Below are 24,874 nucleotides of genomic sequence, written 5' to 3'. Positions count from 1 at the left end.
GCAATCACTCCAACGAGTGAGCTGTCGGACACCCATAGTCCGATCGGGTCATTCGAGATTGGGCCGACAGGGGCTGTTGCGTTGTGTCGTTCTTCCGTAACGTCCTCAACTGGCAACGGTGAATATGCCGTTGCCGCCGTGGGGGAGCCCCGAATCGGGAGAGGACGGCGCCGGGATGGGCTGGGTGGACGACTGGAGCGTGCAGGCCGCGTGCCGCACGAGTGATCCGGATGAACTGTTCGTGCAGGGGGCGGCGCAGAACCGCGCCAAGGCGGTGTGCAGCGGCTGTCCGGTGCGCACCGAGTGCCTCGCGGACGCACTCGACAACCGTGTCGAGTTCGGCGTGTGGGGCGGAATGACGGAGCGCGAGCGTCGGGCGCTGCTGCGCCGGCGGCCGACCGTGGGGTCCTGGCGGAGGCTGCTGGAGACCGCGCGCACCGAGTACGAGGAGTCGCTGGCCACCGGGGTGGTCCTGCGGGACTACGCCCAGGCGGGCTGACGCTCCGTCAAGCAGGGCGGTGCGGTGGGCCGTCGGCTCACTCGGCGGGGGAGCCGAGGCGGTCGCCGATGGCCCGCAGTCCGTCCAGGTCGTGGACGTCTCCGGGCAGTGCGGGCACCTCGACGATCGGCACGTCCGGGTAGACCGAGGCGAAGCGGTCGCGGGTGCGCCGTTCCCGGGTCATGACCTGCATCCGTTCGGCGTGCAGGCGTAGCAGTCCGGCGGCCAGGGTCTCGGCCTCGACGGTCGAGGTGGCGGTGCCGTTCTCCTCCAGCGCCTCGGCGGCGGCCAGCGCGCGTTCCGAGGTGAGCTGCTGGGCGCCGCTGGTGTGCACCCGGTTGAGTACCAGCCCGGCCAGTGGCATGGCGTCGGCGGCGAGCCGGTCGACGAAGTACGCGGCCTCGCGCAGCGCGTCGCGTTCGGGCGCGGCGACCACCAGGAACGCGGTGCCGTCGGCCTTCAGCAGCTGGTAGGTGCGGTCGGCGCGCTCCCGCAAGCCGCCGAACATCGAGTCCGTCGCGGAGATGAACATCTGCACGTCGGTGAGCAGTTGGGCCCCGAAGATCTTGCCGAGGGTGCCGGTGATCAGCCCCATGCCGACGTTCAGGAACTTCATCGCGGAGCGGCCGCCGACCTTGGCGGGGGCGGTGAGCAGCCGGATCACCTTGCCGTCCAGGAAGGACCCGAGGCGGGTGGGGGCGTCCAGGAAGTCCAGCGCGGAGCGGGACGGCGGGGTGTCGACGACGATCAGGTCCCATCGGTCCTCGGCGCGGAGCTGGCCGAGCTTCTCCATCGCCATGTACTCCTGGGTGCCCGCGAAACCGGCCGACAGCGATTGGTAGAACGGGTTCTCCATGATGGCCCGGGCCCGTTCGGGTTCGGCGTGGGCGAGCACGACCTCGTCGAAGGTCCGCTTCATGTCCAGCATCATCGCCTGGAGTTCGCCGTCCCCGCGGGTGCCCTTGACCACCCTCGGGGTGTTGTCGAGCTCGGTCAGGCCCATCGACTGGGCGAGCCGGCGGGCCGGGTCGATGGTCAGCACCACGGCGCGGCGGCCGCGTTCGGCGGCGCGCAGGCCGATCGCCGCGGCGGTGGTGGTCTTGCCGACGCCGCCGGAGCCGCAACAGACCACGATCCGGGTCTCCGGGTCGTCGATCAGGGTGTCGATGTCCAGCCCGGTCATGCCGCTCCCTGCCGCTTCAGTTCGCCCGCCAGCCGGTACAGGCCGGCCAGGTCCATGCCCTCGCCGAGCAGTGGCAACTCGTAACTGGGCAGGCGCAGTTGTTGAAGGTCGATGCGCTGGGTGCGTTCCAGTTCGACCCGTTCGGCGTGCTCCCGGGCCTGCTCCAGCAGCGGGTCGAGCAGCGGCTCCACGGCGGCCCGCACGGTCTCCGGCTTGCGCGAACGCCCGCCGAGGCCGGCCTCGCCGAGGGCCAGCGCCACCTCCTCGCGGTGGTCGCCGTGGGCGGCTTCCACCGCCGCCGCGTCCAGGATCGGCGGACGCACCATGTTCACCAGGACGCCGCCGACCGGCAGCCCGGCCTCGCGCAGGTCGGCGATCCCGTCCACCGTCTCCTGCACCGGCATCTCCTCCAGCAGGGTGGTGAAGTGCACCGCCGTCTCCGGGGAACGCAGCACCCGCATCACGGCCTGCGCCTGGGTGTGGATCGGGCCGAACCTGGCCAGGCCCGCCACCTCGGAGTTGACGTTCAGGAAGCGGGTGAGCCGGCCCGTCGGCGGGGCGTCCATCACCACCGCGTCGTACGCCCGCCGGCCGTCCGGGCCCTTGCGGCGGGCCGCCTCGCAGGCCTTGCCGGTGAGCAGCACGTCGCGCACGCCGGGGGCGATGGTGGTGGCGAAGTCCACGAAGCCGACCTTCTGCAGGGCCTTCCCGGCCCGGCCCAGCTTGTAGAACATCTCCAGGTACTCCAGCAGCGCCTGCTCGGTGTCGATGGCCAGCGCGTGCACCTCGCCGTGGCCCTTGCCGGGCAGACCCAGCTGAGCCGGCGTCACGGTCGCCACCCGGCGCTCCTCGTACGGCAGCGCGGCGATCTGGAACAGCTCGGCGATGCCCTGCCGGCCCTCCACCTCGATCAGCAGGGTGCGGCCGCCCTCCGCGGCCAGCGCCAGCGCCAGCGCCGCGGCCAGCGTGGTCTTGCCGGTGCCGCCCTTTCCGCTGACCACGTGCAGCCTGACGCCCTCCCAGTCCGGCTCCCGCGGCGACGCCTGCCCGGTCGGCCCCGCCGTACCGCTGCTGCCCGCCACGCCCGCTCTCCGTCCGTCGCTGCCTGCTCCTGCCGGGGGACCCCACGGGCACCCCTCACCGCGAGGGTAACGAGCGCGCGCTCCGGATGACGGGACCATCCCGGCCGCCCCGGCGATTGGTGGCCCCTTTGTGTCCCACCTCACACCGGCCCGGGCGGCTAGAGTCACCCCCATGACCAAGTGGGAATACGTCACCGTGCCGCTGCTCGTGCACGCCACCAAGCAGATCCTCGACACCTGGGGCCAGGACGGCTGGGAGCTCGTCCAGGTCGTTCCCGGGCCGAACCCGGAGCAGCTGGTCGCGTACCTGAAGCGCGAGAAGGAGTAGTCATGAGCAAGGTAGAGCAGAAGCTCGCTGAGCTCGGGCTGACCCTGCCCGAGGTGGCGGCCCCCGTCGCCGCGTACGTTCCGGCGCTGCGCACCGGCCACTACGTGATGACCTCCGGACAGCTGCCGATGGTCGGCGGCAAGCTGCCGCTGACCGGCAAGGTCGGCGCCGAGGTCACCGCGGAGGACGCCAAGGACCTGGCGCGGATCTGCGCGCTGAACGCGCTCGCCGCGATCAAGTCCGTGATCGGCGACCTCGACAAGGTCGAGCAGGTCGTCAAGGTGGTCGGCTTCGTCGCCTCCGCCCCCGACTTCACCGGCCAGCCCGGCGTGGTCAACGGCACCAGCGAACTGCTGGGCGAGGTCTTCGGCGACAAGGGTGTGCACGCCCGCAGCGCCGTCGGCGTGGCCGTGCTGCCGCTGGACGCGCCGGTCGAGGTCGAGCTGATGGTCCGCTTCCGCGACTGATCGCACTGCCGAGGGGCCCGTCGCCGCAATGCGGTGGCGGGCCCCTCGCGTTGGGGCCTGTCCGCCCGGGTCGACGGCCGTTAACATCCGTGAACATGCCCGAGATGCCGCCGTCCTGGCCCGCCCGAATCCGCGCCCTGGCCACCGGGGAACTCACCCCCGCCGCGCCCCGGCCCGCCGCCACCGTCGTGCTGCTGCGCGACGGCGCCACCGGCCCCGAGGCGTACCTGCTGCGCCGGCGCACCACGATGGCCTTCGCCGGCGGTATGTACGCCTACCCCGGCGGCGGAGTCGACCCGCGCGACCGCGAGGTACGCCCGCCGTGGGCCGGCCCGAGCACCGCGGAATGGGCCGAGCGCCTGGGCGTGGACGAGCCGACCGCCTGCGCGGTGGTCTGCGCCGCCGTCCGGGAGACCTTCGAAGAGGCCGGCGTACTGCTGGCCGGCCCCGACGACCGCACCCTGGTCGAACCCGGCGACTGGGCCGCCGAACGCGCCGCGCTGGAGTCCCACCAGCTCTCCCTCGCCGACTTCCTGGGACAGCACAACCTGGTGCTGCGCAGCGACCTGCTGGCCGCCTGGGCGCGCTGGATCACCCCCGAGTTCGAGGAACGCCGCTTCGACACCTGGTTCTTCGTCGCCGCCCTGCCCGCCGGACAGGCCGCCGCCGACACCGTCGGCGAGGCCGACCGGGTCACCTGGATGACACCCGCCGACGCGGTGGCCGGCTTCCACGAAGGCCGGTTCGGCATGATGCCGCCCACCGTCACCGTGCTCCGCGAACTGACGCCGGTACCCAGCGCCGCCGAGGTACTGACCGCCGCCGCGGACCGCAAGGTGACTCCGGTCCTGGGGCGCGCCGAGCTGGCCGGGGACCGCATGACGGTGCGCTGGCCCGGGTATGACGAACTGACTGTCGACGGCGTGTTCCCGGCGTGAGAGCCTTCCCCCGGGAAGCTCGGCGAAAGCCGCGCCGACCAGCGCCTTTTGGCTGCGACAGCACCGCCCGCGTACACCCCCGGAAGGAGACCTCCGATGACTCACAACGACGTGGCTCGCCGGACCTCGGCCATGCCCACCCGCACCGTCACCCCGCGCGCCGCGGCCTGCGACGCGCCCGCGCCCGCCGCGACCACCACCCGCCTGCTGGTCCGCGAGCTGCCCGCCCGGGCACTGGTGCGGCCGCTCCCGCTGCGACGACTCAGCCGGGCCGAGGCGGACGCCGCGTGAGCGGTCTGCTTCCGGGCGACCCCGCCGACCGCGTCGGCGGGGCCGCCACCCCACGCGCCCAGTGCGTGCTCGCACCCAACCCGTCCCCGATGACGCTGGACGGCACCAACACCTGGCTGCTCTCCGAACCCGGCTCCGACCTCGCCGTCGTGGTCGACCCGGGCCCGCTCGACGAAACCCACCTGCGACGGGTCGTCAGCACCGCCGAACAGCAGGGCAAACGCATCGCCCTCACCCTGCTCACCCACGGCCACGCCGACCACGCCGAAGGCGCCGCCCGGTTCGCCGAACTCACCGGCACCTCGGTACGCGCCCTCGACCCCGCCCTGCGACTCGGCGAGGAAGGCCTGCACGGCGGCCAGCGGCTGGAGATCGGCGGCCTCGACCTGCGCGTCGTGGCCACCCCCGGGCACACCTCCGACTCGCTGACCTTCCACCTGCCCGCCGACGGCGCGATCCTCACCGGCGACACCGTCCTCGGCCGCGGCACCACCATGGTCGCCCACCCCGACGGGCGGCTCGGCGACTACCTGACCTCGCTGCGCCACCTGCACGCGATGGCCGCCGAACACGGCGTCCGCACCGTCCTGCCCGGCCACGGCCCCGTCCTCGCGGACGCACTCGGCGCCGTCGACTACTACCTCGCCCACCGGGCCGGCCGGCTCGCCCAGGTCGAAACCGCCGTCGAGGCGGGCTACCGCACGGCGGCCGAGGTGGTCGCCCGGGTGTACGCGGACGTGGACCGCGCGCTGTGGCCTGCGGCGGAGCTGTCGGTGCGGGCGCAGCTCACGTACCTGGAGGAGCACGGCCTCATCTGAGGCGGGTCGCGAAACGCAGGCGGGCGCGAAAACAGGGGCGCTGGGGGTACCCCCAGCGAAGCGAGGGGGCGGAACTGCGCGAAGCGGAAAGCGACAACAGCGAGATCGCGCCCCGAGCAATCACTTGCACGTGGGCGCGATCTCGCAGCCGAGTACTACCGCGAGCGCCGCGACAGGCGCTCGACGTCCAGCAGGACGACCGCGCGGGCCTCCAGCTTGAGCCAGCCGCGGCCGGCGAAATCGGCGAGGGCCTTGTTGACCGTCTCGCGGGAGGCGCCGACCAGCTGGGCCAGTTCCTCCTGGGTGAGGTCGTGGGCGACGTGGATGCCCTCGTCGGACTGGACGCCGAATCGGCGGGAGAGGTCGAGCAGGGCCTTGGCGACGCGGCCGGGCACGTCGGAGAAGACCAGGTCGGACATCACGTCGTTGGTGCGGCGCAGGCGGCGGGCGATCGCGCGGAGCAGCGCGATGGAGACCTCGGGGCGGGCGTGCAGCAGCGGGAGCAGGTCGCCGTGGCCGAGGCCGAGGAGCTTGACCTCGGTGAGGGCGGTGGCGGTGGCGGTGCGCGGGCCCGGGTCGAACAGCGAGAGTTCGCCGATCATCTCGGAGGGGCCGAGCACGGCGAGCATGTTCTCGCGGCCGTCCGGGGACGCGCGGTGCAGCTTGACCTTGCCCTCGACCACGACGTACAGCCGGTCGCCCGGGTCGCCCTCGTGGAACAGCGACTCGCCACGGGCGAGCGTCACCTCGGTCATGGAAGCGCGGAGCTCGGCAGCCTGGTCGTCGTCGAGTGCCGCGAACAGCGCGGCGCGCCGCAGAACGTCGTCCACGAGCTTCCTCCTGCTGGTGTCATGGGCAGTGCTATTCACCACCAAGGATGACGCATGTCGCTCCGATCATATGAGGAGGGGGGTGTGCCGGGTGCGGCCTACGCGGCCATTCGCGCACTTGGAGTGACGGTCGCGGCGGCCTGGGTCCGGCGGCGTGTCGCCGGTCGGGCGGACCTGGCGGAACAGCGTGGCGTGCATCGGTTCACTCCCGGGGAGGTGCTGAACGGGGCTTCCGGGAGCAGTCGATCCGGTTCCGGCGAGGTAGTCAACTCGGCGTTTTGGCAAGAGAGTTGGCGGCCGTCGTGCCGGTCGTCGGGGCGGCGACGGTCAGCACCGGGCACGGGGCGTGACCGCGGCAGTGCCGCGCGGTGTGGTCGCCGTGCGGGTGCGGCCAGTGGCGGTGCGGGGTGCCGAGCAGCAGCAGGTCGGCCGGGCCGGTGACCGCGGCGACCAGGGCCGGGCCGGCCGCTCCCGTGACCACGGCGGGGCGGACCAGCACGTCGCCCGGCCAGCCGCCGAGCGCGGCGTCGAACGCGGCGTCCAGCAGCATCCCGGCGGCGCGGGCGGGCACCGCGTCGGACGGGCGGCGGGCGAGCACCGGGACCAGCACGGCGCCGCGTACCGCCGCCTCCATCGCGGCCCGGCGCAGCGCGGCCAGGCTGTCCGGCGAGCCGTCCACACCGACCACCACATGGGTCTCGTTCGGTTCCATGACCGGCCTCCTCGTCCCCCTCCTTCAGTGAACGCCGCCGGCGGCGGCCCGGGCGTCAGGGCGGCGTTGGGAAACCGGCCGCGGGCGTCAGGGAGCCGTCAAGGACGGCCGGGGGCGGCCTGCGGCGCGATCTGCTGGTGCCTGCGGGCCCCGCCGGGGCCCGCGAATTCCGGACGGAGGACGTGATGGAGCAGCGGCCGCGCATCGTGGTCGGGGTCAGCGGATCGCTCGGCAGCCTGGCGGCCGTGCACCGCGCGGTGGCCGAGGCCCGGCGGCTGGGCGGCGAGGTGCTGGCCCTGCACGCCTGGGAGCCGCCGAGCGGCGAGTTCGGCCACCGCCGCTCGCCCTGCCCGCCGCTGATGTCGGCGGTGCGCGAACTGGCCGCGACCACGCTGGCCGAGGCGATGGCCGAGGCGTTCGGCGGCACCGACCCCGGCGTCCCGCTCACCGCCCGCACCGTCCGCGGCCGGACCGCCCCCACCCTGCTGGCCGCCGCCGGCCGGCCCGGCGACCTGCTGGTCCTCGGCCCGTCCGGCTCCTGGCTGCACCGCGGCCTGCGCGGCTCCGTCCCCGCGTACTGCGTGCGCCGGGCGAACTGCCCCGTGCTGGTCGTCCCGCGCTCCGAACTCGCCTCCACCCTGGACGAGGTGAGCGGACGCCTGTTCGCCGCCCGGGCCCTCGACGCGGAGCTGCGCGGGCTGGTGGCGGTGTCCGGCGGTGCCTGATCGGCTGCCCGTCGCACTGTCCGGCGCGGCGGCCCTGCTGCTGGGCGCGGCGACCGCGCTCACGCTCGCACCGCTCGGCGAACTGCGCGCCGGCTGGTTCGCCCTCACCGCGTTCGCCGCCGGGTGCGCCGCCCTCGGCACCCGCTCCCGGCCCGCCGCCGCGCCGCTCGTCGGCCTGGCGGCCTGGCTCTTCCACAACGGCTTCGCCGAACACCGCTACGCCGAGATCGGCTGGGCCGGCCCCGGCCCCGAGGCCGGCCACCTCGCGCTGTTCACTGCGGCGGCCCTGCTCGCCGCCCTCCCGCGGGGCCGGGTGCGCTCCCGGAAGTGAGCACAAGTACAAAGGAGACGGCGGCAGTTCGGGCTGTGGGGGCCCGCTCGGCCGCGAACGGGGCGGCCCGGGTGGTGCGTGGGGGCACTTCCCGGGCCGCTCGCCTGTGCGGGCGTCCACAATGGACGTATGACCGCGCACGAGGACGGCCTGCCCGCGCTCACCCGGCTGCTCGCCCGGGGTGGCGTGGCGGTGCTGAGCGGTGCCGGACTGTCGACCGAGTCCGGGATCCCGGACTACCGGGGGCCGGACGGGATCCGACGGCACCGGGCGCCGATGACCTACCAGGAGTTCCTGGCGGGGGAGCCGGCCCGCCGCCGCTACTGGGCGCGCAGCCACGCCGGGCGCGCCGTGATCGCCAGGGCCCGCCCGAACGCCGGCCACCTCGCGGTGGCCCGGCTGCGCGCCGCCGGACCGCTCGCGTCGGTGATCACCCAGAACGTCGACGGCCTGCACCGCGCCGCGGGCACCACCGACGCCGTCGAACTGCACGGCGGCCTCGACCGGGTGATCTGCCTCTCCTGCGCCGCGATCAGTCCCCGCGCCGAACTCGACGAACGCCTCACCGCCCTCAACCCCGCCTTCCGGGAGGCCGGTTCACGCATCAACCCGGACGGCGACGTCGAACTCCCCGACGACCTGGTGACGTCCTTCACCGTCGCCGACTGCGCCCGCTGCGGCGGCGTCCTCAAACCCGACGTGGTGTTCTTCGGTGAGAACGTCCCCAAGGCGCGCGTCGAGCACTGCTACCGCCTGGTCGACGAAGCCCGCGCCCTGCTCGTCCTCGGCTCCTCCCTGGCCGTTCTCTCCGGCCTCCGCTTCGTCCGCCGCACCGCGAAGGCCGGCAAACCCGTCGCCATCATCAACCAGGGCCCCACCCGCGCCGACGACCTCGCCACCCTCCACCTCGACCGCCCCCTCGGCGAGACCCTGACCGCCCTGGCCGAGCGACTCGGCGCATAGCCCCGAGCGGCCCGGGCTCACGCCGCCGCCGGCGCGGTGGGCCGGCAGATCGCGACGAGCTCCAGCCGTGGCACGACGTAGTGGGTGAGCAGCCCGCCGGTGACGTGTTCGGCGTCGGGCGGATACTCCCAGCTCCAGCTCACTCGTTCACCGCCGCGAACGCGGCTCGGTACAGCTCGGCGACCGTGACGGCGTGCCGACGGCACTCTTCGATGCTCGCCGCGTGGTTGGCGAGGTAGTTCGACCGGTGGTAGGCCCGGGAGGCCGCCGGGAGGCGCTCGATCTCCAGCACGGCAGCCCAGTGCGCGACGAAGGAGCGGATGGGCTGGACGCCGCCGGTGGCGATGGCCTCGGCCATGGCTCCGGTCTGGCCCTCGATCATCTCCGGTAGCCGGTCGGGGGCGACCACGGCCAGCGCGGCTTTCAGGGCGGCCGGGGTCTTGTCCGGCCGGGGGATGAGCTCCGTCTCCTCGGACGCGGCCCGGCTCATGACTGGCTCCTCTCCTCTGTTGTGAGGCCACCGGGCCGGACCCACACCCACGGGCCCGGAGGTGGGGCGTCAAGGGGGCGTCAAGGCTGGGGAACCACCCGTATGGGGGGCGTCAGGGACCGTAAATGCGGGCGGCTGCGCTGATTGGCTCTGAGGGCCGGCGAGATACGCAGGCCGTTGTCCCGAGCCACCTTGGTGGATGCCATGTCGGATCTGATCTATGTCGGTGTCACGGTCGCCGTGTTCGCCGTCATCGCCCTGATCGCGCGGGGGGTGGAGAAGCTGTGACCGCGGAGAACATCGTCGGTCTCATCGTCGCCGCCGCGCTGGTCGGTTACCTCGTTCTCGCGTTGATCCACCCGGAGAAGTTCTGACATGAGTGCCACTCTTGCCGGCTGGCTCCAGGCGATCGCCCTGGTCGGTGCGCTGGCTCTCTGCTACCGGCCGCTGGGTGACTACATCGCGCGGCTGCTCACCACCGCGAAACATCTGAGAGCCGAGAAGGCCCTGTACCGACTGGTCGGCGTCGACGGCGACGCCGACCAGCGCTGGCCGGTGTACTTGCGGTCGGTGCTGGCGTTCTCGACGCTGTCGGTGCTGTTCCTGTACGGGCTGATCCGGCTGCAGACGCACCTGCTGCTGAGCCTGGGCGTGCCCGAGATGGAGGCGCACCAGGCCTGGAACACCGCGATCTCGTTCACCGCCAACACCAACTGGCAGTCGTACAGCGGCGAGTCCGCGATGGGCCACCTGGTGCAGATGACGGGCCTGGCGGTGCAGAACTTCGTCTCCGCGGCCGTCGGCATCGCCGTGGTCGCGGCGCTGATCCGCGGTTTCACCCGCAACCGCACCGACCGGGTCGGCAACTTCTGGGTGGACCTGACCCGGATCTCGCTGCGCCTGCTGCTGCCGATCGCGATCGTGTTCGCGCTGGTGCTGGCCGCGAACGGCGTGGTGCAGAACTTCCACGGTTTCCACGAGGTCGGCACGCTGACGGGCGCTCAGCAGGCGATCCCGGGCGGGCCGGTGGCCTCGCAGGAGGTCATCAAGCTGCTCGGCACCAACGGCGGCGGCTTCTACAACGCCAACTCGGCGCACCCGTTCGAGAACCCGACCGGCTTCACCAACCTGGTGGAGATCTTCCTGATACTGGTGATCGCGTTCTCGCTGCCGCGCACCTTCGGCCGGATGGTCGGCGACCACCGCCAGGGCTACGCGATCGTCGCGGTGATGGGCCTGTTCTGGGTGGCCTCGGCCGCGCTGATCACGTTCTTCGAGCACCAGCACGGCGGCACCGCCCTGCAGGCCGCCGGCGCGGCGATGGAGGGCAAGGAGCAGCGGCTCGGCATCGCCGGGTCGAGCCTGTTCGCGGCGTCCACCACGCTCACCTCGACAGGTGCGGTGAACTCCTTCCACGACTCGTACTCGCCGTTCGGCGGCGGTCTGGCGATCTTCAACATGATGCTCGGCGAGATCGCGCCCGGCGGTACCGGCTCCGGCCTGTACGGGATGCTGATCCTGGCGATCGTCGCGGTGTTCGTGGCCGGTCTGATGGTCGGCCGCACCCCCGAGTACCTGGGCAAGAAGCTCGGCGGCCGGGAGATGAAGTTCGCCTCGCTGTACATCCTCACCACCCCGACGATCGTGCTGATCGGCGCCGGCACCGCGATCGCCCTGCCCGGCGAGCGCGCCGGGATGCTCAACTCCGGGGCGCACGGCTTCTCCGAGGTGCTGTACGCGTTCACCTCGGCCGCGAACAACAACGGCTCGGCGTTCGCCGGCATCACCGTGAACACCACCTGGTACGACACGGCGCTGGGCCTGGCGATGGTGTTCGGACGGTTCCTGCCGATGGTGTTCGTGCTGGCACTGGCCGGCTCGCTGGCCAAGCAGCAGCCCGTCCCGGCGAGCGCGGGCACCCTGCCCACCCACAAGCCGCTGTTCGTCGGACTGCTCTCCGGTGTGGTGCTGATCGTCGTCGGCCTCACCTACTTCCCGGCCCTGGCCCTCGGGCCGATCGCAGAAGGTCTCCACTGATGTCCACCACCCTTGAACCGGCGGCCCCCGAACAGGCGCCGCACAGAGTCTCCGCGGGCCTGCTCGATCCGAAGCTGCTGCTCGCCTCGCTGCCCGACGCGGTGAAGAAGCTCGACCCCCGGGTGATGGTGAAGAACCCGGTGATGTTCGTGGTCGAGGTCGGCTCGGTGGTCACCACCGTCGCCGCGATCGCCGACCCGTCGGTGTTCGCCTGGGCGATCACCGTCTGGCTCTGGCTGACCACGGTGTTCGCCAACCTGGCCGAGGCGGTCGCCGAGGGCCGCGGCAAGGCACAGGCCGACACGCTGCGCCGTGCCAAGTCCGACACCATGGCCCGACGTCTCGTCAACTGGCCTGCGGCGCAGACCGAGGAGGAGGTGCCGGGCACCGCGCTGCGGCTCGGCGACCACGTGGTGGTCGAGGCCGGGCAGGTCATCCCGGGCGACGGCGACGTGGTCGAGGGCATCGCCAGCGTCGACGAGTCGGCGATCACCGGCGAGTCCGCGCCGGTGATCCGCGAGTCCGGCGGCGACCGCTCGGCCGTCACCGGCGGCACCAAGGTGCTGTCCGACCGGATCGTGGTGAAGATCAGCTCCGAACCGGGCAAGACCTTCATCGACCGGATGATCGCCCTGGTGGAGGGCGCGGCCCGGCAGAAGACGCCGAACGAGATCGCGCTGAACATCCTGCTGGCCTCGCTGACCATCGTGTTCCTGATCGCGGTGGTCACCCTGCAGCCGATGGCGACGTACGCGGGCGCCCCGCAGCCCACCGTGGTGCTGGTCGCGCTGATCGTGGCGCTGATCCCGACCACCATCGGCGCGCTGCTCTCGGCGATCGGCATCGCCGGCATGGACCGGCTGGTGCAGCGCAACGTGCTGGCGATGTCGGGCCGGGCCGTGGAGGCCGCCGGCGACGTCAACACCCTGCTGCTCGACAAGACCGGCACCATCACGCTCGGCAACCGGCAGGCCGCCGAGTTCCAGCCCGCCGAGGGCGTGAGCGTCGAGGAACTCGCGGACGCCGCGCAGCTGTCCTCGCTGGCCGACGAGACCCCCGAGGGCCGCTCGATCGTGGTGCTCGCCAAGACCGGGTACGGCCTGCGGGCCCGCGCCCAGGGCGAGTTGGCGCACGCCGAATGGGTGCCGTTCACCGCGCAGACCCGGATGTCGGGCGTCAACCTTCCCGAGGGGGACGGCCGCGAGGTCCGCAAGGGCGCGGCCGCCTCGGTCGCCAACTGGGTGACGGGCAACGGCGGTTCGGTCGGCCCCGAGGTCGCGCAGCTGGTCGACGGGATCTCCGCCGCCGGTGGCACCCCGCTGGTGGTCGCCGACCGCGAGGGCGAACGGCCGCCCCGGGTGCTCGGCGTGATCCACCTCAAGGACGTGGTCAAGGAGGGCATGCGCGAGCGCTTCGCGGAGCTGCGCCGGATGGGCATCAAGACCGTGATGATCACCGGCGACAACCCGCTGACCGCCCGGGCGATCGCCCAGGAGGCAGGCGTCGACGACTTCCTCGCCGAGGCCACCCCCGAGGACAAGATGGCCCTGATCCGCAAGGAACAGGAGGGCGGCAAGCTGGTCGCGATGACCGGCGACGGCACCAACGACGCCCCGGCGCTCGCCCAGGCCGACGTCGGCGTGGCGATGAACACCGGCACCATGGCGGCCAAGGAGGCCGGCAACATGGTGGACCTGGACTCCAACCCGACCAAGCTGATCGAGATCGTCGAGATCGGCAAGCAACTGCTCATCACCCGCGGCGCGTTGACGACCTTCTCGATCGCCAACGACGTGGCCAAGTACTTCGCGATCATCCCCGCGATGTTCGCCGGCGTGTACCCCGGCCTGCGGCACCTGAACATCATGGGCCTGCACAGCCCGACCTCCGCGATCACCTCGGCGATCATCTTCAACGCCCTGGTCATCATCGGCCTGATTCCGCTCGCCCTGCGCGGCGTCAAGTACCGTCCGTCCGACGCCAGTTCGCTGCTGTCCCGGAACATCGGGGTCTACGGCATAGGGGGCCTGGTGGTGCCGTTCGTCGGCATCAAGGCCATCGACCTGATCGTCCAGTTCGTCCCCGGCCTGAGCTGACAGAGAGGAGAACGAGACATGCCCACCTTCCTGCGTACCCACCTCACCGCGCTGCGGATGCTGCTGGTGATGACCGTGATCCTCGGCATCGCCTACCCGCTGCTGATCACCGGCATCAGCCAACTCGCGTTCCCCGCCAAGGCCAACGGCTCGGTGGTGAAGAACGACGGCAAGGAGATCGGCTCCAGCCTGCTCGGCCAGAGCTTCGACCTGCCCAAGCAGAACCCCGACGACCCGGACGAGCAGGCGCAGCCCGACCCGAAGTGGTTCCAGCCCCGCCCGTCGGCCGGCGGCTACGACCCGAAGTCCTCCGGCGCGTCCAACCTCGGCCCGAACAGCGCCGACCTGCTGAAGGCCGTCGAGGAGCGCCGCGCCGCCGTCGCCGCGTTCGACGGCGTCGACCCGGCGAGCGTCCCCCCGGACGCGCTGACCGCCTCCGGCTCCGGACTCGACCCGCAGATCTCCGTCGCGTACGCCAAGGAACAGGTCCAGCGCGTCGCCCGGGCCCGCGGCGTCAGCCCCGAGCAACTCGACCGGCTGATCGGCGAGTTCACCGACGGCCGTTCGCTCGGCTTCCTCGGCCAGGGCGGCGTCAACGTGGTGCTGCTCAACCGTGCGGTCGCCGACCTGAAGTGACGATGCGTCCCTTACCGAAGCAGGCCGACCCGGGCGCTCCCCCGCCCGGGTCGGCCGGCCGCGTACCCGCCCCTACCGACCCGACCGTGAGACGAGCCGCCATGCCAGTTGACCCAGGACAGGCCTTCGGAGCCCGGATGCCCGCCCACCGGCGGGGCCGGCTACGGGTCTACCTGGGCGCGGCCCCCGGCGTCGGCAAGACCTACCGGATGCTCGACGAGGCGCACCGCCGCCAGGAGCGCGGCACCGACGTGGTCGTCGGCTTCCTGGAGACGCACAACCGGCCCCGCACCGCCCGGCTGCTCGACGGACTGGAACAACTCCCGCGCACCACAAGGCGCTACCGCGACGCCGAATTCGCCGAACTCGACCTGGACGCGCTGCTGGCCCGACGGCCCGAACTCGCCCTGGTCGACGAACTCGCCCACACCAACATCCCCGGCGGACGGCACGCCAAGCGCTGGCAGGACGTCGAAGAACTCCTCGCCGCCGGCATCGACGTCGTCACCACCGTCAACATCCAGCACCTCGAATCGCTCAACGACGTGGTGCAGAAGATCACCGGCGTACCGCAGCGCGAAACCGTCCCCGACGAAGTGGTGCGCCGCGCCGACCAGATCGAACTCGTCGACATGGCCCCGCAGGCACTGCGCCGCCGCCTCGCCCACGGCAACGTCTACCAGGCCGAGAAGGTCGACGCCGCGCTCGCCAACTACTTCCGGGTCGGCAACCTCACCGCACTGCGCGAACTCGCCCTGCTCTGGCTGGCCGGCCGGGTCGACGAAGGACTGCGCGACTACCGGGCCGTGCACAACATCGACCGGGTCTGGGAGACCCGCGAACGCGTCGTCGTCGCCCTCACCGGCGGACCCGAAGGCCCCACCCTGATCCGCCGCGCCGCCCGGATCTGCGACCGCACCGCCGGCGGCGAACTCCTCGCCGTGCACGTCACCCGCAGCGACGGCCTGGCCGGCGCCTCACCCGGCCGGCTCGCCGAACAGCGCAGCCTGGTCGAATCCCTCGGCGGCAGCTACCACCTGGTCGTCGGCGACGACATCCCCGAAACACTGCTGACCTTCGCCCGCGCCCGCGACGCCACCCAACTCGTCCTCGGCACCAGCCGGCGCGGCCGCACCAGCCGCTTCCTCACCGGACCCGGCATCGGCGAAACCACCGTCGACCGGTCCGAGGACATCGACGTCCACATGGTCACCCACGCGTTCACCGGCCGCGGCCGGCTCCCCTCGCTCGGCCGCCGGCACTCCCGCCGCCGCACCCTCGCCGGATACGCCGCCGGACTCGCCGTCCCCTGGGTGCTGACCGCCGTGCTCTCCCAGGGCCACCACGCGCTGAACCTCACCACCGACGCGCTGATCTTCCAACTCGGCGTCGTCGCCGTCGCGTTGCTCGGCGGAGCGACCTCCGCCCTGCTCGCCTCGGTGGTCGCCTCACTGCTGCTGAACTACTACTTCATCCCGCCCGTGCACACCTTCACCATCGGCGAGGCCAACAACTTCATCGCCCTCGCCGTCTTCGCCGCCGTCGCCCTCTGCGTGTCCACCGTCGTCGACCACTCCACCCGGCAGACCGCCCGCGCCGCCCGCGCCACCGCCGAAGCCGAAACCCTCTCCACCCTGGCCGGCTCCGTCCTGCGCGGCGCCGACGCCGTCCCCGCCCTGCTCGAACGCACCCGCACCTCCTTCGGCCTCGACACCGCCGCCCTGCTCGACCCCGCCACCGGCGACGTCCTCGCCCGCACCGACACCCCCGCGGCCGCCGACGAACACCCCGAAACCACCGAACTGCCCGTCGGCGCCGACGCGTTGCTCGTCCTCACCGGACGCCGACTGTCCGACACCGACCACCGGGTACTCGCCGCGTTCGCCGCCCACCTCGCCGCCGCCCTCGAACGCGACCGCCTCGCCACCGCCGCCGCCGAGGTCGAACCCATCCGCGCCGCCGACCGGATGCGCACCGCCCTGCTCGCCGCCGTCAGCCACGACCTGCGTACCCCGCTCGCCACCGCCCTCGCCTCCGTCGGCTCCCTGCGCAGCCCCGACGTCGAATTCTCCGCCGACGACCGGAACGAACTGCTCGCCCTCGCCGACGAATCCCTCGTCGAACTCACCCGACTCGTCGACAACCTGCTCGACCTCAGCCGCCTCCAGGCCGGCGCCCTCACCCTGCACCTGCAACCCACCCACCTCGACGAGATCCTGCCCCGCGCCCTCGACTCACTGCCCGACCCCGACGCGCCCGTCCAACCCCTCGACCTCGACACCGCCCCGCCCGTCCTCGCCGACCCGCCACTGCTCGAACGCGTCCTCGCCAACGTCGTCACCAACGCGCTCCGGCACAACGCACCCGGCGCACCCGTCCTGGTCACCGCCTCCGCCCACGCCGACCGCGTCGAGATCCGCATCGTCGACCGCGGACCCGGCATCCCGCCCGAGGACCGCGACCGCGTCTTCCTGCCGTTCCAACGCCTCGGCGACACCGACAACACCACCGGCCTCGGCCTCGGCCTCGCCCTCTCCCGCGGCCTCGCCGAAGCCATGGGCGGCAGCCTCGACGTCGAGGACACCCCCGGCGGCGGCGCCACCCTGCTGCTCACCCTGCCCGCCGCCACCACCGAACAGGAAGCCTCATGACCCGCGTCCTGGCCGTCGACGACGAACCCCGCCTGCTGCGCACCCTGCGCCTCAACCTGGTCGCCCGCCAGTACGCGGCCCTCACCGCAGGCACCGCCCGACAGGCCCTCGAACTCGCCGAGCAGACCCCGCCCGACGCCGTCCTGCTCGACCTCGGCCTGCCCGACCAGGACGGCATGGACGTCCTGCGCGCCCTGCGCCGCCACAGCTCCGCACCCGTCATCGTGCTCTCCGGACGCACCGACCCCGCCGACCGCATCCACGCCCTCGACGGCGGCGCCGACGACTACCTCACCAAACCCTTCGTCATGGACGAACTCTTCGCCCGGCTCCGCGCCGTCCTGCGCCGCCCCGCACCCGCCACCGCCCCGCCACTCGCCCGGATCGGCGACCACGCCGTCGACCCCGCCGCCGCCCGCGCCACCGGACCCGACGGCCCCGTACGCCTCACCCCCATCGAATGGAAACTGCTCTCCGTGCTGCTCGCGGCCCCCGGCCGGCTCGTCGGCCGCCAACAACTCCTCACCGCCGTCTGGGGACCGGGCCACGAAGAACACGGCAACTACCTGCGGGTCCACTTCGCGGCCCTGCGCCGCAAACTCGAACGCGACCCGCACCGCCCCCGCCACCTGATCACCGAACCCGGCCTCGGCTACCGCTACCTTCCCTGACGGGCCACCAGCCGCCGGCCCACGCCCGCCACCACACTGCCCGCGACCGTCCCCAGCAGCGCGCCCGCCACCACGTCCCCCGGGTAGTGCACGCCTGTGTGCACCCGCGAGTAGCCCACCGACGCCGCGAGCAGGCCCAACGGGGCCGCCGCCCAAGGCAGTTGGGAGGCCACTCCGGTGGCGAACGCGAACGCCGACGCGGTGTGCCCGGACGGGAACGACCCCGACTCCGGCATCGGCACCTGCCGCGCCTGCGGCACCTTCCCCGCCACCCGGTCCGGCCGGGCCCGCCGCGCCAGCGACTTGCCCGCCACGTTCGCCGCCGCCGACGCCACCGCCACCGACCCCAGCCCCACCAGCGCCGCCCGGCGCGACGCCCCCGGCACCAGCGCCAGGCCGCACGCCACCGCCACCGACAGCTTCGAGTGGTTCGCCGCCGTCGACAGCCGCCGCAGGCCCTCGTCCAGCGCCGGCGTCGGCGTCGCCGCGATCGCCACGTACACCGCCAGGTCCACCGCCGACACGTCCGCCATCACCCGGCGCCCGGCCGGCACCCACCGCTCCACCGCCCTCACCGCGCACCGTCGTTCGCCTCGACGCGGCCCGCCGCCAGCCGCGACAGCAGCCCCCATGACAGCGGCGGCGCCGGCCGCACCGCACCCGGACGGCGCCGCGGCACCCGCACCCGCAGCGCCCCCGGCCGGATCACGCACCGCACCGGGACGTCCAGCTCCAACGCCTCGCCGTCCACCGCCACCGGAATCCTCGCCGCCTCCGCCGTCACCAGCACCTCACGCCCCACCAGGGTCCGCACCGCCTCCGCATTCGTACCCCGCAACGCCAGCTCCGCCGCCTGCGCCGCGCCGTCCACCCTCACCCCCAGCACCCCCAGCCGGCCCAGATCCAGCCGCGAACGCCGCCCCGGATCCAGCAGGTCCCCCGCGTCGTACGGGTTGTTGCTGACCAGCACCGCGTGCGGCCGCTCCAGCACCTCCCCGCCCACCTCGGCCCGCAGCTCCGCGCCCGCGTACCCCACCAGCAGGTCCGGCAGCATCGCCAGCATCGTCGACGCCTTCGCGTCCCGGTACTCCGGATTCCGCACGACCTCCGCGTAGGTGCCGAACGACACGTTGTTCACGAACGCCCGACCCGCCACCTCGCCCAGGTCCACCCGCAGCTCCACACCGTCCGTCAACGCGTCCAGGCCGCTCGCCGGGTCGTCCCGGTCCAGGCCCAGATCCAGCGCGAAGTGGTTGCGGGTGCCCGCCGCCACCACCAGGAACGGCAACCCGTGCCGGGCCGCGACCTGTGCCACCAGCGCCTGCGTGCCGTCCCCGCCGGCCACACCCAGCAGATCCGCGCCGTCCGCCACGGCCCGCTCCGCGAGCAGCGCCACGTCCTGCTCCGGTCCGGCAGAGGGGTCGAGCAGCACCACCTCGGCCCCCAACTCCCGGGCCCGGTCGGCCAAGCGGAACTCCCGCACCTTCCCGCCGCCGGACTCCGGATTCATGATCAGCACCGGCCTGCGCGGCCCCGGCGCCTCCCGCTCCCGCACCTCGCGCGGCCCCCGCGCCGAGCGCAGCGCCGACCGTCCCAGTGACAGGCCCGCCGACCACAGCGCCACCGCGCCCAGCACCCACGGCCACGTCTCCGCCCCGACGACCAGCGCCACCGCACCCACCGGCGCCGCCACCGCCAACAGCGCCCCGAGCCAACGCGCCGGCCCGCGCCGCGACAACGCCCACCACACCCCCACCGCGATCAGCGCCAACGCCGCCACCCCGACCCCCACCACCAGCGCCCCGCGCAGCCCCGCCCCCGCCGCCAGCACCCCGACCGCCGCCGTCCCGCACCCGATCGCGGCCCGCGCCAGCCACTTCGCCCGCACCACCTCACCCATCCACCGACGGTAACGCCCCGTCAACCATCGGACCCGGAAAGACGATCGGGCTGTGGCAGAATCCGCCGGGTGACCATCCGGGTACTGCTCGCCGACGACCAGGAGATGGTGCGACGCGGACTGCGCCGCATCCTCGAAACCCAACCGGACATCCAGGTGGTCGGCGAGGCCGCCGACGGCATCGCCACCGTCGAAGCCGCCCGCGCGCTGCGCCCGGACGTCGCCCTCGTCGACGTCCGGATGCCCCGGATGGACGGCCTCGAAGTCGTCCGCCAACTCTGCGGGCCCACCGCCGACCCACAGGTCAAAGTGGTCGTGGTGACGACGTTCGACCTCGACGAGTACGTGTACCCGGCGCTGCGCGGCGGCGCCTCCGGCTTCCTGCTCAAACGCTCCGGACCGGCCCTGCTGATCGAAGCCGTCCGCGCCGCCACAGCCGGCGACAGCCTGATCAGCCCGTCCGTCACCGTCCGCCTGCTCCAGCACGTCACCGGCCGCCGCCCCGAGGCCGCTCCGCTCGCCGAACCCCTCACCACCCGCGAACAGGAGATCACCCGCGAAGTCGCCGCCGGACGCACCAACGCCGACATCGCCGCCGCGCTGTTCATCTCGGCCGGCACCGTGAAGACCCACGTCGCACACATCCAGCGCAAACTCGGCGTCCGCAACCGGGTCGGCATCGCCATGCGCGCCTTCGAACTCGGCTACCTCACCGACCTGCCCGCATGACCGTCCGCCGCGCCCTCACCGCCGTCGCGGCCGTGCTGCTGCTCGTGCCGGCCGTGCTCGGGCCCCCGGCCGGCTGGATCCCCGGCGGCACCGCCGTCCTGGTCCTCGCCCTCGCCGCGCTGCACCGACCGCTCGGCCCGCGCTCACCCGTCCTCGCACCCGTCGCCGCCGCCCTGCTCTCACTCGCCGTCGACGCCGGCTACTTCGGCGACCACGGGCTGGAACTGCTCTGGATGCCCGCCGAGTTCGCCGCCCTGCTGGCCCTGGTGGTACGCGCCGTACGACGCCTGCCGGCCCGCCGCGCCTGGGCCGCCGGCGCGCTCACCACCGCCGCCGCCCTGGCCCTGCCGCTGCGCTTCGCGCTCCGCCAACCCGTGCCGCTGGACGCCTCCGTGGCCGGCCTGGTGATCGCCGTCGCCCCCGTCGCCACCGCCCTCGGCGCCGCCCTCTACCTGCGCGGCCAGGACGACCGCCGGGCCCGCGCCGTCCGCGACGCCCGCCACGAACAGCGCCTCGCCGTCGCTCGCGACCTGCACGACTACGTCGCCCACGAGCTCACCGGCATCCTGCTCGAAGTGCAGGCCGCCCAGGTCAGCGGCTACGACCCGGACGAGAACGCCCGGCTGCTGACCCGGCTGGAAGCCGCCGGACAGCGCGCCCTCGCCTCCATGGACCACACCCTCGACACCCTGCGCGCCCCCGACGACGCCGCCCCGCGCCGCCACGCCCTCACTGAACTCCCCGCCCTGCTCGACCACTTCCCCGACCGGCCCGCGCTGCACCACCCCACCGATCTGCCCGCGCTGCCGCCCGCCGTCGAGGACGCCGCCTACCGGGTCGCGCTGGAAGCGCTCACCAACATCCGCCGCCACGCGCCCGCCGCCGACCGGATCACCGTCGCCGTCGCCCACCATCCCGGCACCGGCCTCACCGTCACCGTTACCGACACCGGCCCCGCCCACCCCCACGCCCGCCCCGGCGGCGGCACCGGCCTGACCGCCCTGCGCACCCGGATCGCCGACCTCGGCGGCGAACTGACCGCCGGCCCGCACGGCCCCGGCTGGCGGGTGGCGGCGACGCTGCCGACCGGCTGAACGCACCGGTAGCTGTGACCGCACCCGCGCCCGGACACGCCGACGGCGCGTGGCCGCCCCTTGCGTCGGGGTGGCCACGCGCCGTCCTGGCTCTCGGGCTCTACTCCTCGACGGGGGTGCCGTCGGCGGCGATCCGGGCGAAGCCGAGGTACTTGTGCAGCGCCTTCGGCAGCAGCACCGAACCGTCGGCCTGCTGGTGCTGCTCCAGCACCGCCGCGATGGTGCGGCCCAGCGGCAGACCCGAACCGTTCACCGTCGCGGCCGGGGTCGGCTTGCCGTTCTCGTCGCGGGTACGGATACCGGCCCGGCGGCCCTGGAAGGTGCCGAAGTCCGACACCGAGGAGATCTCCCGGTAGGTGTCCTGGCTGGGCAGCCACACCTCCAGGTCGTACGTCAGCTGCGAGGAGAAGCCGGTGTCGCCGGCCGCCAACGTGACCACGCGGTAGGCGAGTTCCAGCTCCTGCAGGCACGCCTCGGCGTGCGACACCATCAGCAGCATCTGCTCCCGCGCCTGCTCGGCGGCGCAGATCCGCACCATCTCCACCTTCGAGAACTGGTGCAGCCGGATCAGCCCGCGGGTGTCGCGGCCGTACGAACCGGCCTCCGAACGGAAACACGGGGTGTGCGCGGTGAGCGCCAGCGGCAGCTCGGCCGGGGCGACGATCTCGTCCGCGTACAGGTTGGTCAGCGGCACCTCGGCGGTCGGGATCAGGAACAGGTCCCGGTCCGCGACGCCCGTCCGGAACAGGTCCTCCTCGAACTTCGGCAGCTGGCCGGTGCCCGTCATCGTGCGTCGGTTCACCAGGTACGGCACCGCGTGCTCCACGTAGCCGTGCCGGCGGGTGTGCAGGTCCAGCAGCAGCGCGACGATCGCCCGCTCCAGCGCCGCACCGGTGCCGCGCAGCACGCTGAACCGCGAACCCGACAGCTTGGTGGCCCGGCCGAAGTCCATGATGCCCATGGTCTCGCCCAGGTCGACGTGGTCCTTGGGCGCGAAGCCGAACGCCTGCGGCTCCCCGACCCGGCGCACCTCGAGGGCGTCCTCGTCCGAGAACCCGTCCGGCGCCTCGTCGGCCGGCAGGTTCGGGATGGTCAGCAGCAGATCGGTCAACTCCTGCTGAACCGTCTCCAGTTCGGCCTCGTTCTGCTGGATCTGCTCCTTCAGCGCGCGGGCGCTCTCCTTCAGCTCCGAGACGTCCCCGCCCTGCTTCGCCGTCCGCTGCACCTCCTGCGCGACCTGCTTCGACCTGGCCCGCAGCTCGTCACCGGCCTGAATGCCCGCGTTGCGCCGGGACTGCAGGGCCTCCAGTGCGGACAGGTCGAGCCGGTAGCCGCGACGTGCGAGCCGCCGGACGGCTTCGTCCCCCAGGTCGATCAGGGCGCGGGCATCATGCATCGGAGTCTGCTCCTCGGGACAGCCAGGTGAAGTGTCCCGACCGTAGCAGGGGGGCGGATCGGGGTGCACGGGCTTTGGGGGGCGGTGGGGGCGGGTGGGGGGTCGGTGGGTGTGGTCAGAAGTGATCGGGTTCGGTCAGGTTCGGTCACGCTTGCGAGTTGCTCTACGCGGAGATAATCTCTGCGTAGAGCAACTCGGAAACACGACCGACTCTGCAGGGGGACCTCACCATGTGGCAGCACGAGCACACCGCCGACACCACCGCCGCGCCGCACGCCGTCTGGGCGGTGCTCAGCGACCTGAACGCCTGGCCGAACTGGGACACCTCGATGGAGTCGGTGACGCTCGACGGCCCGTTCGCCGTCGGCAGCAAGGTCGCCATGACGCCGACCGGCCAGGAGCCGATCGTCTCGGTGATCACCCGGATCGAGGAGAACCATGTCTACGCCGACGAGACCGAGTTCGGCGGGACCACGCTGAGCTTCTCGCACACCCTCACCGCCCTGCCCGACGGCGGCACCCGCGTCCTGCACCGCCTCGAGATCACCGGCCCCGACGCCGACGGGCTCGGCCCCGAGCTCGGCCCGATGATCACCGAGGACTTCCCCGAGGCAATGGCCGGCCTGCTGGCCCAGGCGGAGCGAGTGGCCCGATGAAGATTCACCCCGAAGACGCGGCGATCGTCGAGCAGGACCTGCTGGCCGACGGCCCGGTGCACAGCCCGGGCTTCTGGCTGTGGCACGCCACCATGCGCTGGCAGCGCGAAGTCGCCGCCGCGCTCGCCCCCTACGACCTGACGCACCCCCAGTTCGTCCTGCTCTCCTGCGCCTGGTGGCTCAACGAGCAGGGCAAGACCCCCAATCAGCAGGAGCTTTCCCAGCAGGCCGGTACCGACGTCCGCACCACCTCGCAGGTGGTGCGGAAGCTGGAGGCCAAGGGCCTGCTGACCCGCACCACCGACCCGGACGACACCCGGTCCCTGCGCCTGCGCATCACCTCGCAGGGCGTCGGCCTGGCCCGCGCCGCGATCCCCGACGTCGAGGCCGCCGACCGTTCGTTCTTCGCCCCCGCCGCCTTCCCCGGACCGGGCCGCCCGGCCATGGACGGAGTCGCCCTCAGCCGGCTGCTCCGCCACCTGGTCGACGCGCCCTGAGGCAGTTGGCCGCCCCGACCGACCGGAGCCCGCACGGTCAGCCCTTGGCGACGAACTCCGCGAGCACTGGCGCCAGCACCTCCGGCGCCACCTCGTGGGTCTGACCCTCCAGGGTGCGGTACGCGGACCCGGCGGCCGCAGTGGCGGTCGCCCGGGCCGCGTCCCGCAGCAGGTCGGTGCTGAGGCCGCCGTCCAGGACCAGCACCGGCACGGTCAGCGCGGCCAGCAGCTCGGTGGGTACGGCGGCGCCCGCCGCGCCGTCCAGCACCTCGGCGTCGTTGACCAGCGTCGGCGCGACCGACTCGAACAGCGGCCAGACGGGCGAGTTGCGCAGCCCGTCGAGCATCGGCTCGGGGGTGCCGACGAAGGTCATGAAGCGGGCGATCGCCGCGCCGCGGTCACCGGCGGCGACGTCCTGTGCCACGCCCGCCCGGTAGTCCGCGAACCGGGCCCGCTGCTCGTCGCTGGTGCTGAACGGCGGCTCGTACACGGCGACCCGCTCGACGCCGATGCCCGCGCCGGCCGCCCGAAGCGCCAGCGCACCGCCGGAGGACAGTCCGAGCACGGTCGCGCTGCCGCCCGCCGCCGCGACGACCGCCGCCAGGTCCTCGATCTCCCGCTCGACGACGTCCGCGCCGCTCGCCCCGTCCGCGCCGTCCGCGCCGCTCTCCCCGCGCCCGCGCCGGTCGTAGCTGAACACCCGGTGCCCGTCTGCGAGTTGTCCGGCGATCCCGGCGGACGGGCCGAAGCCGCGGTGGCACATCGCACCGTCCACGATCACCACGGCGGGGCCCTCGCCCGCGGCCTGGTAGGCGATCCGGGTGCCGTCGGTGGAGGTCACGTACTCGGTCATC

At 73.2% G+C, this 24,874-nt stretch carries 29 protein-coding genes; 19 read left to right on the top strand and 10 right to left on the bottom strand.

Translation table 11 applies throughout. The features are described 5' to 3' along the window. The first annotated feature begins 175 nt into the window (after window positions 1-175). Window positions 176-499: a WhiB family transcriptional regulator gene (locus tag ACFYS8_RS11605; protein ID WP_380487904.1), complete on the top strand. Its 324-nt coding sequence runs from the start codon at window positions 176-178 to the stop codon at window positions 497-499. 37 nt (window positions 500-536) lie between these two features. Here ACFYS8_RS11605 and ACFYS8_RS11600 read toward each other — a convergent pair whose 3' ends face one another. Together ACFYS8_RS11600 and ACFYS8_RS11595 are read right to left on the bottom strand one after the other, a co-directional pair. After that, window positions 537-1,682, bottom strand: coding sequence for an ArsA family ATPase (locus tag ACFYS8_RS11600; RefSeq protein WP_387639178.1), 1,146 nt, complete (start codon window positions 1,680-1,682; stop codon window positions 537-539). Continuing rightward, window positions 1,679-2,689, bottom strand: a complete 1,011-nt coding sequence (locus tag ACFYS8_RS11595; RefSeq protein WP_387640685.1) for an ArsA-related P-loop ATPase — start codon at window positions 2,687-2,689, stop codon at window positions 1,679-1,681. Before ACFYS8_RS11595 ends, ACFYS8_RS11600 begins: the two co-directional genes overlap by 4 nt. A 247-nt stretch (window positions 2,690-2,936) precedes the next feature. On the opposite strand from ACFYS8_RS11595, the gene ACFYS8_RS11590 reads away from it, so the two are divergent. The 5 genes from ACFYS8_RS11590 to ACFYS8_RS11570 all read left to right on the top strand — a co-directional run bounded on the left by ACFYS8_RS11590 (window position 2,937) and on the right by ACFYS8_RS11570 (window position 5,606). Then, window positions 2,937-3,092, top strand: a complete 156-nt coding sequence (locus ACFYS8_RS11590) for a DUF4177 domain-containing protein (RefSeq protein ID WP_014136749.1) — start codon at window positions 2,937-2,939, stop codon at window positions 3,090-3,092. Window positions 3,093-3,094: 2 nt separating this feature from the next. Next, window positions 3,095-3,559 carry a RidA family protein gene (locus ACFYS8_RS11585; protein WP_387639176.1) on the top strand — a complete coding sequence of 155 codons (465 nt, stop codon included), beginning with the start codon at window positions 3,095-3,097 and terminating at the stop codon, window positions 3,557-3,559. Window positions 3,560-3,654: 95 nt separating this feature from the next. Then, entirely contained in the window at window positions 3,655-4,497 is an 843-nt protein-coding gene (locus tag ACFYS8_RS11580; RefSeq protein WP_387639173.1) for an NUDIX hydrolase, read from the top strand. Window positions 4,498-4,593: 96 nt separating this feature from the next. Continuing rightward, window positions 4,594-4,788, top strand: a complete 195-nt coding sequence (locus ACFYS8_RS11575) for a hypothetical protein (RefSeq protein WP_387639171.1) — start codon at window positions 4,594-4,596, stop codon at window positions 4,786-4,788. Further along, entirely contained in the window at window positions 4,785-5,606 is an 822-nt protein-coding gene (locus ACFYS8_RS11570) for an MBL fold metallo-hydrolase (RefSeq protein WP_387639168.1), read from the top strand. The genes ACFYS8_RS11575 and ACFYS8_RS11570 overlap by 4 nt, the downstream gene beginning before the upstream one ends. Before the next feature lie 155 nt (window positions 5,607-5,761). On the opposite strand, the gene ACFYS8_RS11565 is transcribed toward ACFYS8_RS11570, so the two are convergent. Both ACFYS8_RS11565 and ACFYS8_RS11560 read right to left on the bottom strand, forming a co-directional pair. Beyond that, entirely contained in the window at window positions 5,762-6,436 is a 675-nt protein-coding gene (locus tag ACFYS8_RS11565; RefSeq protein ID WP_014136744.1) for a Crp/Fnr family transcriptional regulator, read from the bottom strand. Between the two features lie 265 nt (window positions 6,437-6,701). Next, complete coding sequence (locus tag ACFYS8_RS11560) at window positions 6,702-7,148, bottom strand: universal stress protein (protein ID WP_387639164.1); 447 nt, start codon at window positions 7,146-7,148, stop codon at window positions 6,702-6,704. Between the two features lie 185 nt (window positions 7,149-7,333). Between ACFYS8_RS11560 and ACFYS8_RS11555 the strand changes: the two genes are divergently transcribed. The 3 genes from ACFYS8_RS11555 to ACFYS8_RS11545 all read left to right on the top strand — a co-directional run bounded on the left by ACFYS8_RS11555 (window position 7,334) and on the right by ACFYS8_RS11545 (window position 9,167). Further along, on the top strand, window positions 7,334-7,873 hold the full coding sequence (locus ACFYS8_RS11555; RefSeq protein ID WP_387639161.1) for a universal stress protein: 540 nt from the start codon (window positions 7,334-7,336) through the stop codon (window positions 7,871-7,873). Then, window positions 7,866-8,204, top strand: a complete 339-nt coding sequence (locus ACFYS8_RS11550; RefSeq protein ID WP_387639159.1) for a hypothetical protein — start codon at window positions 7,866-7,868, stop codon at window positions 8,202-8,204. The genes ACFYS8_RS11555 and ACFYS8_RS11550 overlap by 8 nt, the downstream gene beginning before the upstream one ends. A gap of 129 nt (window positions 8,205-8,333) precedes the next feature. Then, window positions 8,334-9,167 carry an NAD-dependent protein deacetylase gene (locus tag ACFYS8_RS11545; RefSeq protein ID WP_387639156.1) on the top strand — a complete coding sequence of 278 codons (834 nt, stop codon included), beginning with the start codon at window positions 8,334-8,336 and terminating at the stop codon, window positions 9,165-9,167. A 17-nt stretch (window positions 9,168-9,184) separates the two neighbouring features. On the opposite strand, the gene ACFYS8_RS11540 is transcribed toward ACFYS8_RS11545, so the two are convergent. Further along, window positions 9,185-9,310 carry a hypothetical protein gene (locus ACFYS8_RS11540; RefSeq protein ID WP_387639153.1) on the bottom strand — a complete coding sequence of 42 codons (126 nt, stop codon included), beginning with the start codon at window positions 9,308-9,310 and terminating at the stop codon, window positions 9,185-9,187. Further along, window positions 9,307-9,657: a hypothetical protein gene (locus ACFYS8_RS11535; protein WP_387639150.1), complete on the bottom strand. Its 351-nt coding sequence runs from the start codon at window positions 9,655-9,657 to the stop codon at window positions 9,307-9,309. Before ACFYS8_RS11535 ends, ACFYS8_RS11540 begins: the two co-directional genes overlap by 4 nt. Window positions 9,658-9,941: 284 nt before the next feature. Here ACFYS8_RS11535 and kdpF point away from each other — a divergent pair, with 284 nt between their 5' ends. The 6 genes from kdpF to ACFYS8_RS11505 all read left to right on the top strand — a co-directional run bounded on the left by kdpF (window position 9,942) and on the right by ACFYS8_RS11505 (window position 17,748). Then, window positions 9,942-10,031 (top strand): K(+)-transporting ATPase subunit F, encoded by a 90-nt coding sequence (kdpF, locus tag ACFYS8_RS11530; protein WP_043915087.1) that lies wholly within the window; start codon window positions 9,942-9,944, stop codon window positions 10,029-10,031. Window position 10,032: 1 nt separating this feature from the next. Next, a complete protein-coding gene (gene kdpA, locus ACFYS8_RS11525) occupies window positions 10,033-11,694 on the top strand; it encodes a potassium-transporting ATPase subunit KdpA (protein ID WP_387639147.1) in 1,662 nt (553 codons plus the stop codon). After that, window positions 11,694-13,790, top strand: a complete 2,097-nt coding sequence (kdpB, locus tag ACFYS8_RS11520) for a potassium-transporting ATPase subunit KdpB (RefSeq protein WP_387639145.1) — start codon at window positions 11,694-11,696, stop codon at window positions 13,788-13,790. The genes kdpA and kdpB overlap by 1 nt, the downstream gene beginning before the upstream one ends. Before the next feature lie 18 nt (window positions 13,791-13,808). Next, window positions 13,809-14,426 (top strand): K(+)-transporting ATPase subunit C, encoded by a 618-nt coding sequence (kdpC, locus tag ACFYS8_RS11515; RefSeq protein WP_387639143.1) that lies wholly within the window; start codon window positions 13,809-13,811, stop codon window positions 14,424-14,426. A gap of 137 nt (window positions 14,427-14,563) precedes the next feature. After that, window positions 14,564-17,077 carry an ATP-binding protein gene (locus ACFYS8_RS11510; protein WP_387639140.1) on the top strand — a complete coding sequence of 838 codons (2,514 nt, stop codon included), beginning with the start codon at window positions 14,564-14,566 and terminating at the stop codon, window positions 17,075-17,077. Then, a complete protein-coding gene (locus tag ACFYS8_RS11505; protein WP_387639137.1) occupies window positions 17,074-17,748 on the top strand; it encodes a response regulator in 675 nt (224 codons plus the stop codon). Before ACFYS8_RS11510 ends, ACFYS8_RS11505 begins: the two co-directional genes overlap by 4 nt. On the opposite strand, the gene ACFYS8_RS11500 is transcribed toward ACFYS8_RS11505, so the two are convergent. After that, on the bottom strand, window positions 17,736-18,281 hold the full coding sequence (locus ACFYS8_RS11500; protein WP_387640683.1) for a phosphatase PAP2 family protein: 546 nt from the start codon (window positions 18,279-18,281) through the stop codon (window positions 17,736-17,738). The genes ACFYS8_RS11505 and ACFYS8_RS11500 overlap by 13 nt on opposite strands. Window positions 18,282-18,319: 38 nt before the next feature. Next, window positions 18,320-19,648 (bottom strand): diacylglycerol/lipid kinase family protein, encoded by a 1,329-nt coding sequence (locus tag ACFYS8_RS11495; RefSeq protein ID WP_387639134.1) that lies wholly within the window; start codon window positions 19,646-19,648, stop codon window positions 18,320-18,322. Window positions 19,649-19,717: 69 nt separating this feature from the next. Between ACFYS8_RS11495 and ACFYS8_RS11490 the strand changes: the two genes are divergently transcribed. Together ACFYS8_RS11490 and ACFYS8_RS11485 are read left to right on the top strand one after the other, a co-directional pair. Then, the gene (locus ACFYS8_RS11490) at window positions 19,718-20,377 is read left to right on the top strand and encodes a response regulator (protein ID WP_387639131.1); all 660 of its coding nucleotides are present in this window, start codon (window positions 19,718-19,720) and stop codon (window positions 20,375-20,377) included. After that, entirely contained in the window at window positions 20,374-21,471 is a 1,098-nt protein-coding gene (locus ACFYS8_RS11485) for a sensor histidine kinase (RefSeq protein ID WP_387639129.1), read from the top strand. Before ACFYS8_RS11490 ends, ACFYS8_RS11485 begins: the two co-directional genes overlap by 4 nt. Window positions 21,472-21,571: 100 nt before the next feature. Here the strand turns inward: ACFYS8_RS11485 and serS are convergent, their stop codons facing one another. Continuing rightward, on the bottom strand, window positions 21,572-22,867 hold the full coding sequence (gene serS / locus ACFYS8_RS11480) for a serine--tRNA ligase (protein ID WP_387639127.1): 1,296 nt from the start codon (window positions 22,865-22,867) through the stop codon (window positions 21,572-21,574). A gap of 230 nt (window positions 22,868-23,097) precedes the next feature. On the opposite strand from serS, the gene ACFYS8_RS11475 reads away from it, so the two are divergent. Both ACFYS8_RS11475 and ACFYS8_RS11470 read left to right on the top strand, forming a co-directional pair. Beyond that, window positions 23,098-23,523 (top strand): SRPBCC family protein, encoded by a 426-nt coding sequence (locus ACFYS8_RS11475; RefSeq protein WP_387639124.1) that lies wholly within the window; start codon window positions 23,098-23,100, stop codon window positions 23,521-23,523. After that, window positions 23,520-24,020 carry a MarR family winged helix-turn-helix transcriptional regulator gene (locus ACFYS8_RS11470; RefSeq protein WP_387639121.1) on the top strand — a complete coding sequence of 167 codons (501 nt, stop codon included), beginning with the start codon at window positions 23,520-23,522 and terminating at the stop codon, window positions 24,018-24,020. Before ACFYS8_RS11475 ends, ACFYS8_RS11470 begins: the two co-directional genes overlap by 4 nt. A gap of 37 nt (window positions 24,021-24,057) precedes the next feature. Here the strand turns inward: ACFYS8_RS11470 and ACFYS8_RS11465 are convergent, their stop codons facing one another. Beyond that, window positions 24,058-24,873, bottom strand: coding sequence for an alpha/beta fold hydrolase (locus tag ACFYS8_RS11465; protein ID WP_387639118.1), 816 nt, complete (start codon window positions 24,871-24,873; stop codon window positions 24,058-24,060). Window position 24,874: the final 1 nt, after the last annotated feature.

It is taken from the genome of Kitasatospora sp. NPDC004615, from assembly GCF_042873545.1.
Taxonomy (GTDB): domain Bacteria; phylum Actinomycetota; class Actinomycetes; order Streptomycetales; family Streptomycetaceae; genus Kitasatospora.
This window is presented reverse-complemented; position numbering and strand designations above follow the sequence as displayed.

Bases quoted from the DNA above. Each gene is read 5' to 3' on its own strand.
- ACFYS8_RS11585 (WP_387639176.1), top strand. From the start codon at position 3,095: ATGAGCAAGGTAGAGCAGAAGCTCGCTGAGCTCGGGCTGACCCTGCCC.
- kdpB (WP_387639145.1), top strand. From the start codon at position 11,694: ATGTCCACCACCCTTGAACCGGCGGCCCCCGAACAGGCGCCGCACAGA.
- ACFYS8_RS11505 (WP_387639137.1), top strand. From the start codon at position 17,074: ATGACCCGCGTCCTGGCCGTCGACGACGAACCCCGCCTGCTGCGCACC.
- ACFYS8_RS11475 (WP_387639124.1), top strand. From the start codon at position 23,098: ATGTGGCAGCACGAGCACACCGCCGACACCACCGCCGCGCCGCACGCC.
- ACFYS8_RS11575 (WP_387639171.1), top strand. From the start codon at position 4,594: ATGACTCACAACGACGTGGCTCGCCGGACCTCGGCCATGCCCACCCGC.
- kdpC (WP_387639143.1), top strand. From the start codon at position 13,809: ATGCCCACCTTCCTGCGTACCCACCTCACCGCGCTGCGGATGCTGCTG.
- ACFYS8_RS11470 (WP_387639121.1), top strand. From the start codon at position 23,520: ATGAAGATTCACCCCGAAGACGCGGCGATCGTCGAGCAGGACCTGCTG.
- ACFYS8_RS11555 (WP_387639161.1), top strand. From the start codon at position 7,334: ATGGAGCAGCGGCCGCGCATCGTGGTCGGGGTCAGCGGATCGCTCGGC.
- ACFYS8_RS11500 (WP_387640683.1), bottom strand. From the start codon at position 18,281: ATGGCGGACGTGTCGGCGGTGGACCTGGCGGTGTACGTGGCGATCGCG.
- ACFYS8_RS11605 (WP_380487904.1), top strand. From the start codon at position 176: ATGGGCTGGGTGGACGACTGGAGCGTGCAGGCCGCGTGCCGCACGAGT.
- ACFYS8_RS11495 (WP_387639134.1), bottom strand. From the start codon at position 19,648: ATGGGTGAGGTGGTGCGGGCGAAGTGGCTGGCGCGGGCCGCGATCGGG.
- ACFYS8_RS11580 (WP_387639173.1), top strand. From the start codon at position 3,655: ATGCCCGAGATGCCGCCGTCCTGGCCCGCCCGAATCCGCGCCCTGGCC.
- ACFYS8_RS11545 (WP_387639156.1), top strand. From the start codon at position 8,334: ATGACCGCGCACGAGGACGGCCTGCCCGCGCTCACCCGGCTGCTCGCC.
- serS (WP_387639127.1), bottom strand. From the start codon at position 22,867: ATGCATGATGCCCGCGCCCTGATCGACCTGGGGGACGAAGCCGTCCGG.
- ACFYS8_RS11560 (WP_387639164.1), bottom strand. From the start codon at position 7,148: ATGGAACCGAACGAGACCCATGTGGTGGTCGGTGTGGACGGCTCGCCG.
- ACFYS8_RS11600 (WP_387639178.1), bottom strand. From the start codon at position 1,682: ATGACCGGGCTGGACATCGACACCCTGATCGACGACCCGGAGACCCGG.
- ACFYS8_RS11535 (WP_387639150.1), bottom strand. From the start codon at position 9,657: ATGAGCCGGGCCGCGTCCGAGGAGACGGAGCTCATCCCCCGGCCGGAC.
- ACFYS8_RS11465 (WP_387639118.1), bottom strand. From the start codon at position 24,873: ATGACCGAGTACGTGACCTCCACCGACGGCACCCGGATCGCCTACCAG.
- ACFYS8_RS11485 (WP_387639129.1), top strand. From the start codon at position 20,374: ATGACCGTCCGCCGCGCCCTCACCGCCGTCGCGGCCGTGCTGCTGCTC.
- ACFYS8_RS11510 (WP_387639140.1), top strand. From the start codon at position 14,564: ATGCCCGCCCACCGGCGGGGCCGGCTACGGGTCTACCTGGGCGCGGCC.
- ACFYS8_RS11590 (WP_014136749.1), top strand. From the start codon at position 2,937: ATGACCAAGTGGGAATACGTCACCGTGCCGCTGCTCGTGCACGCCACC.
- kdpA (WP_387639147.1), top strand. From the start codon at position 10,033: ATGAGTGCCACTCTTGCCGGCTGGCTCCAGGCGATCGCCCTGGTCGGT.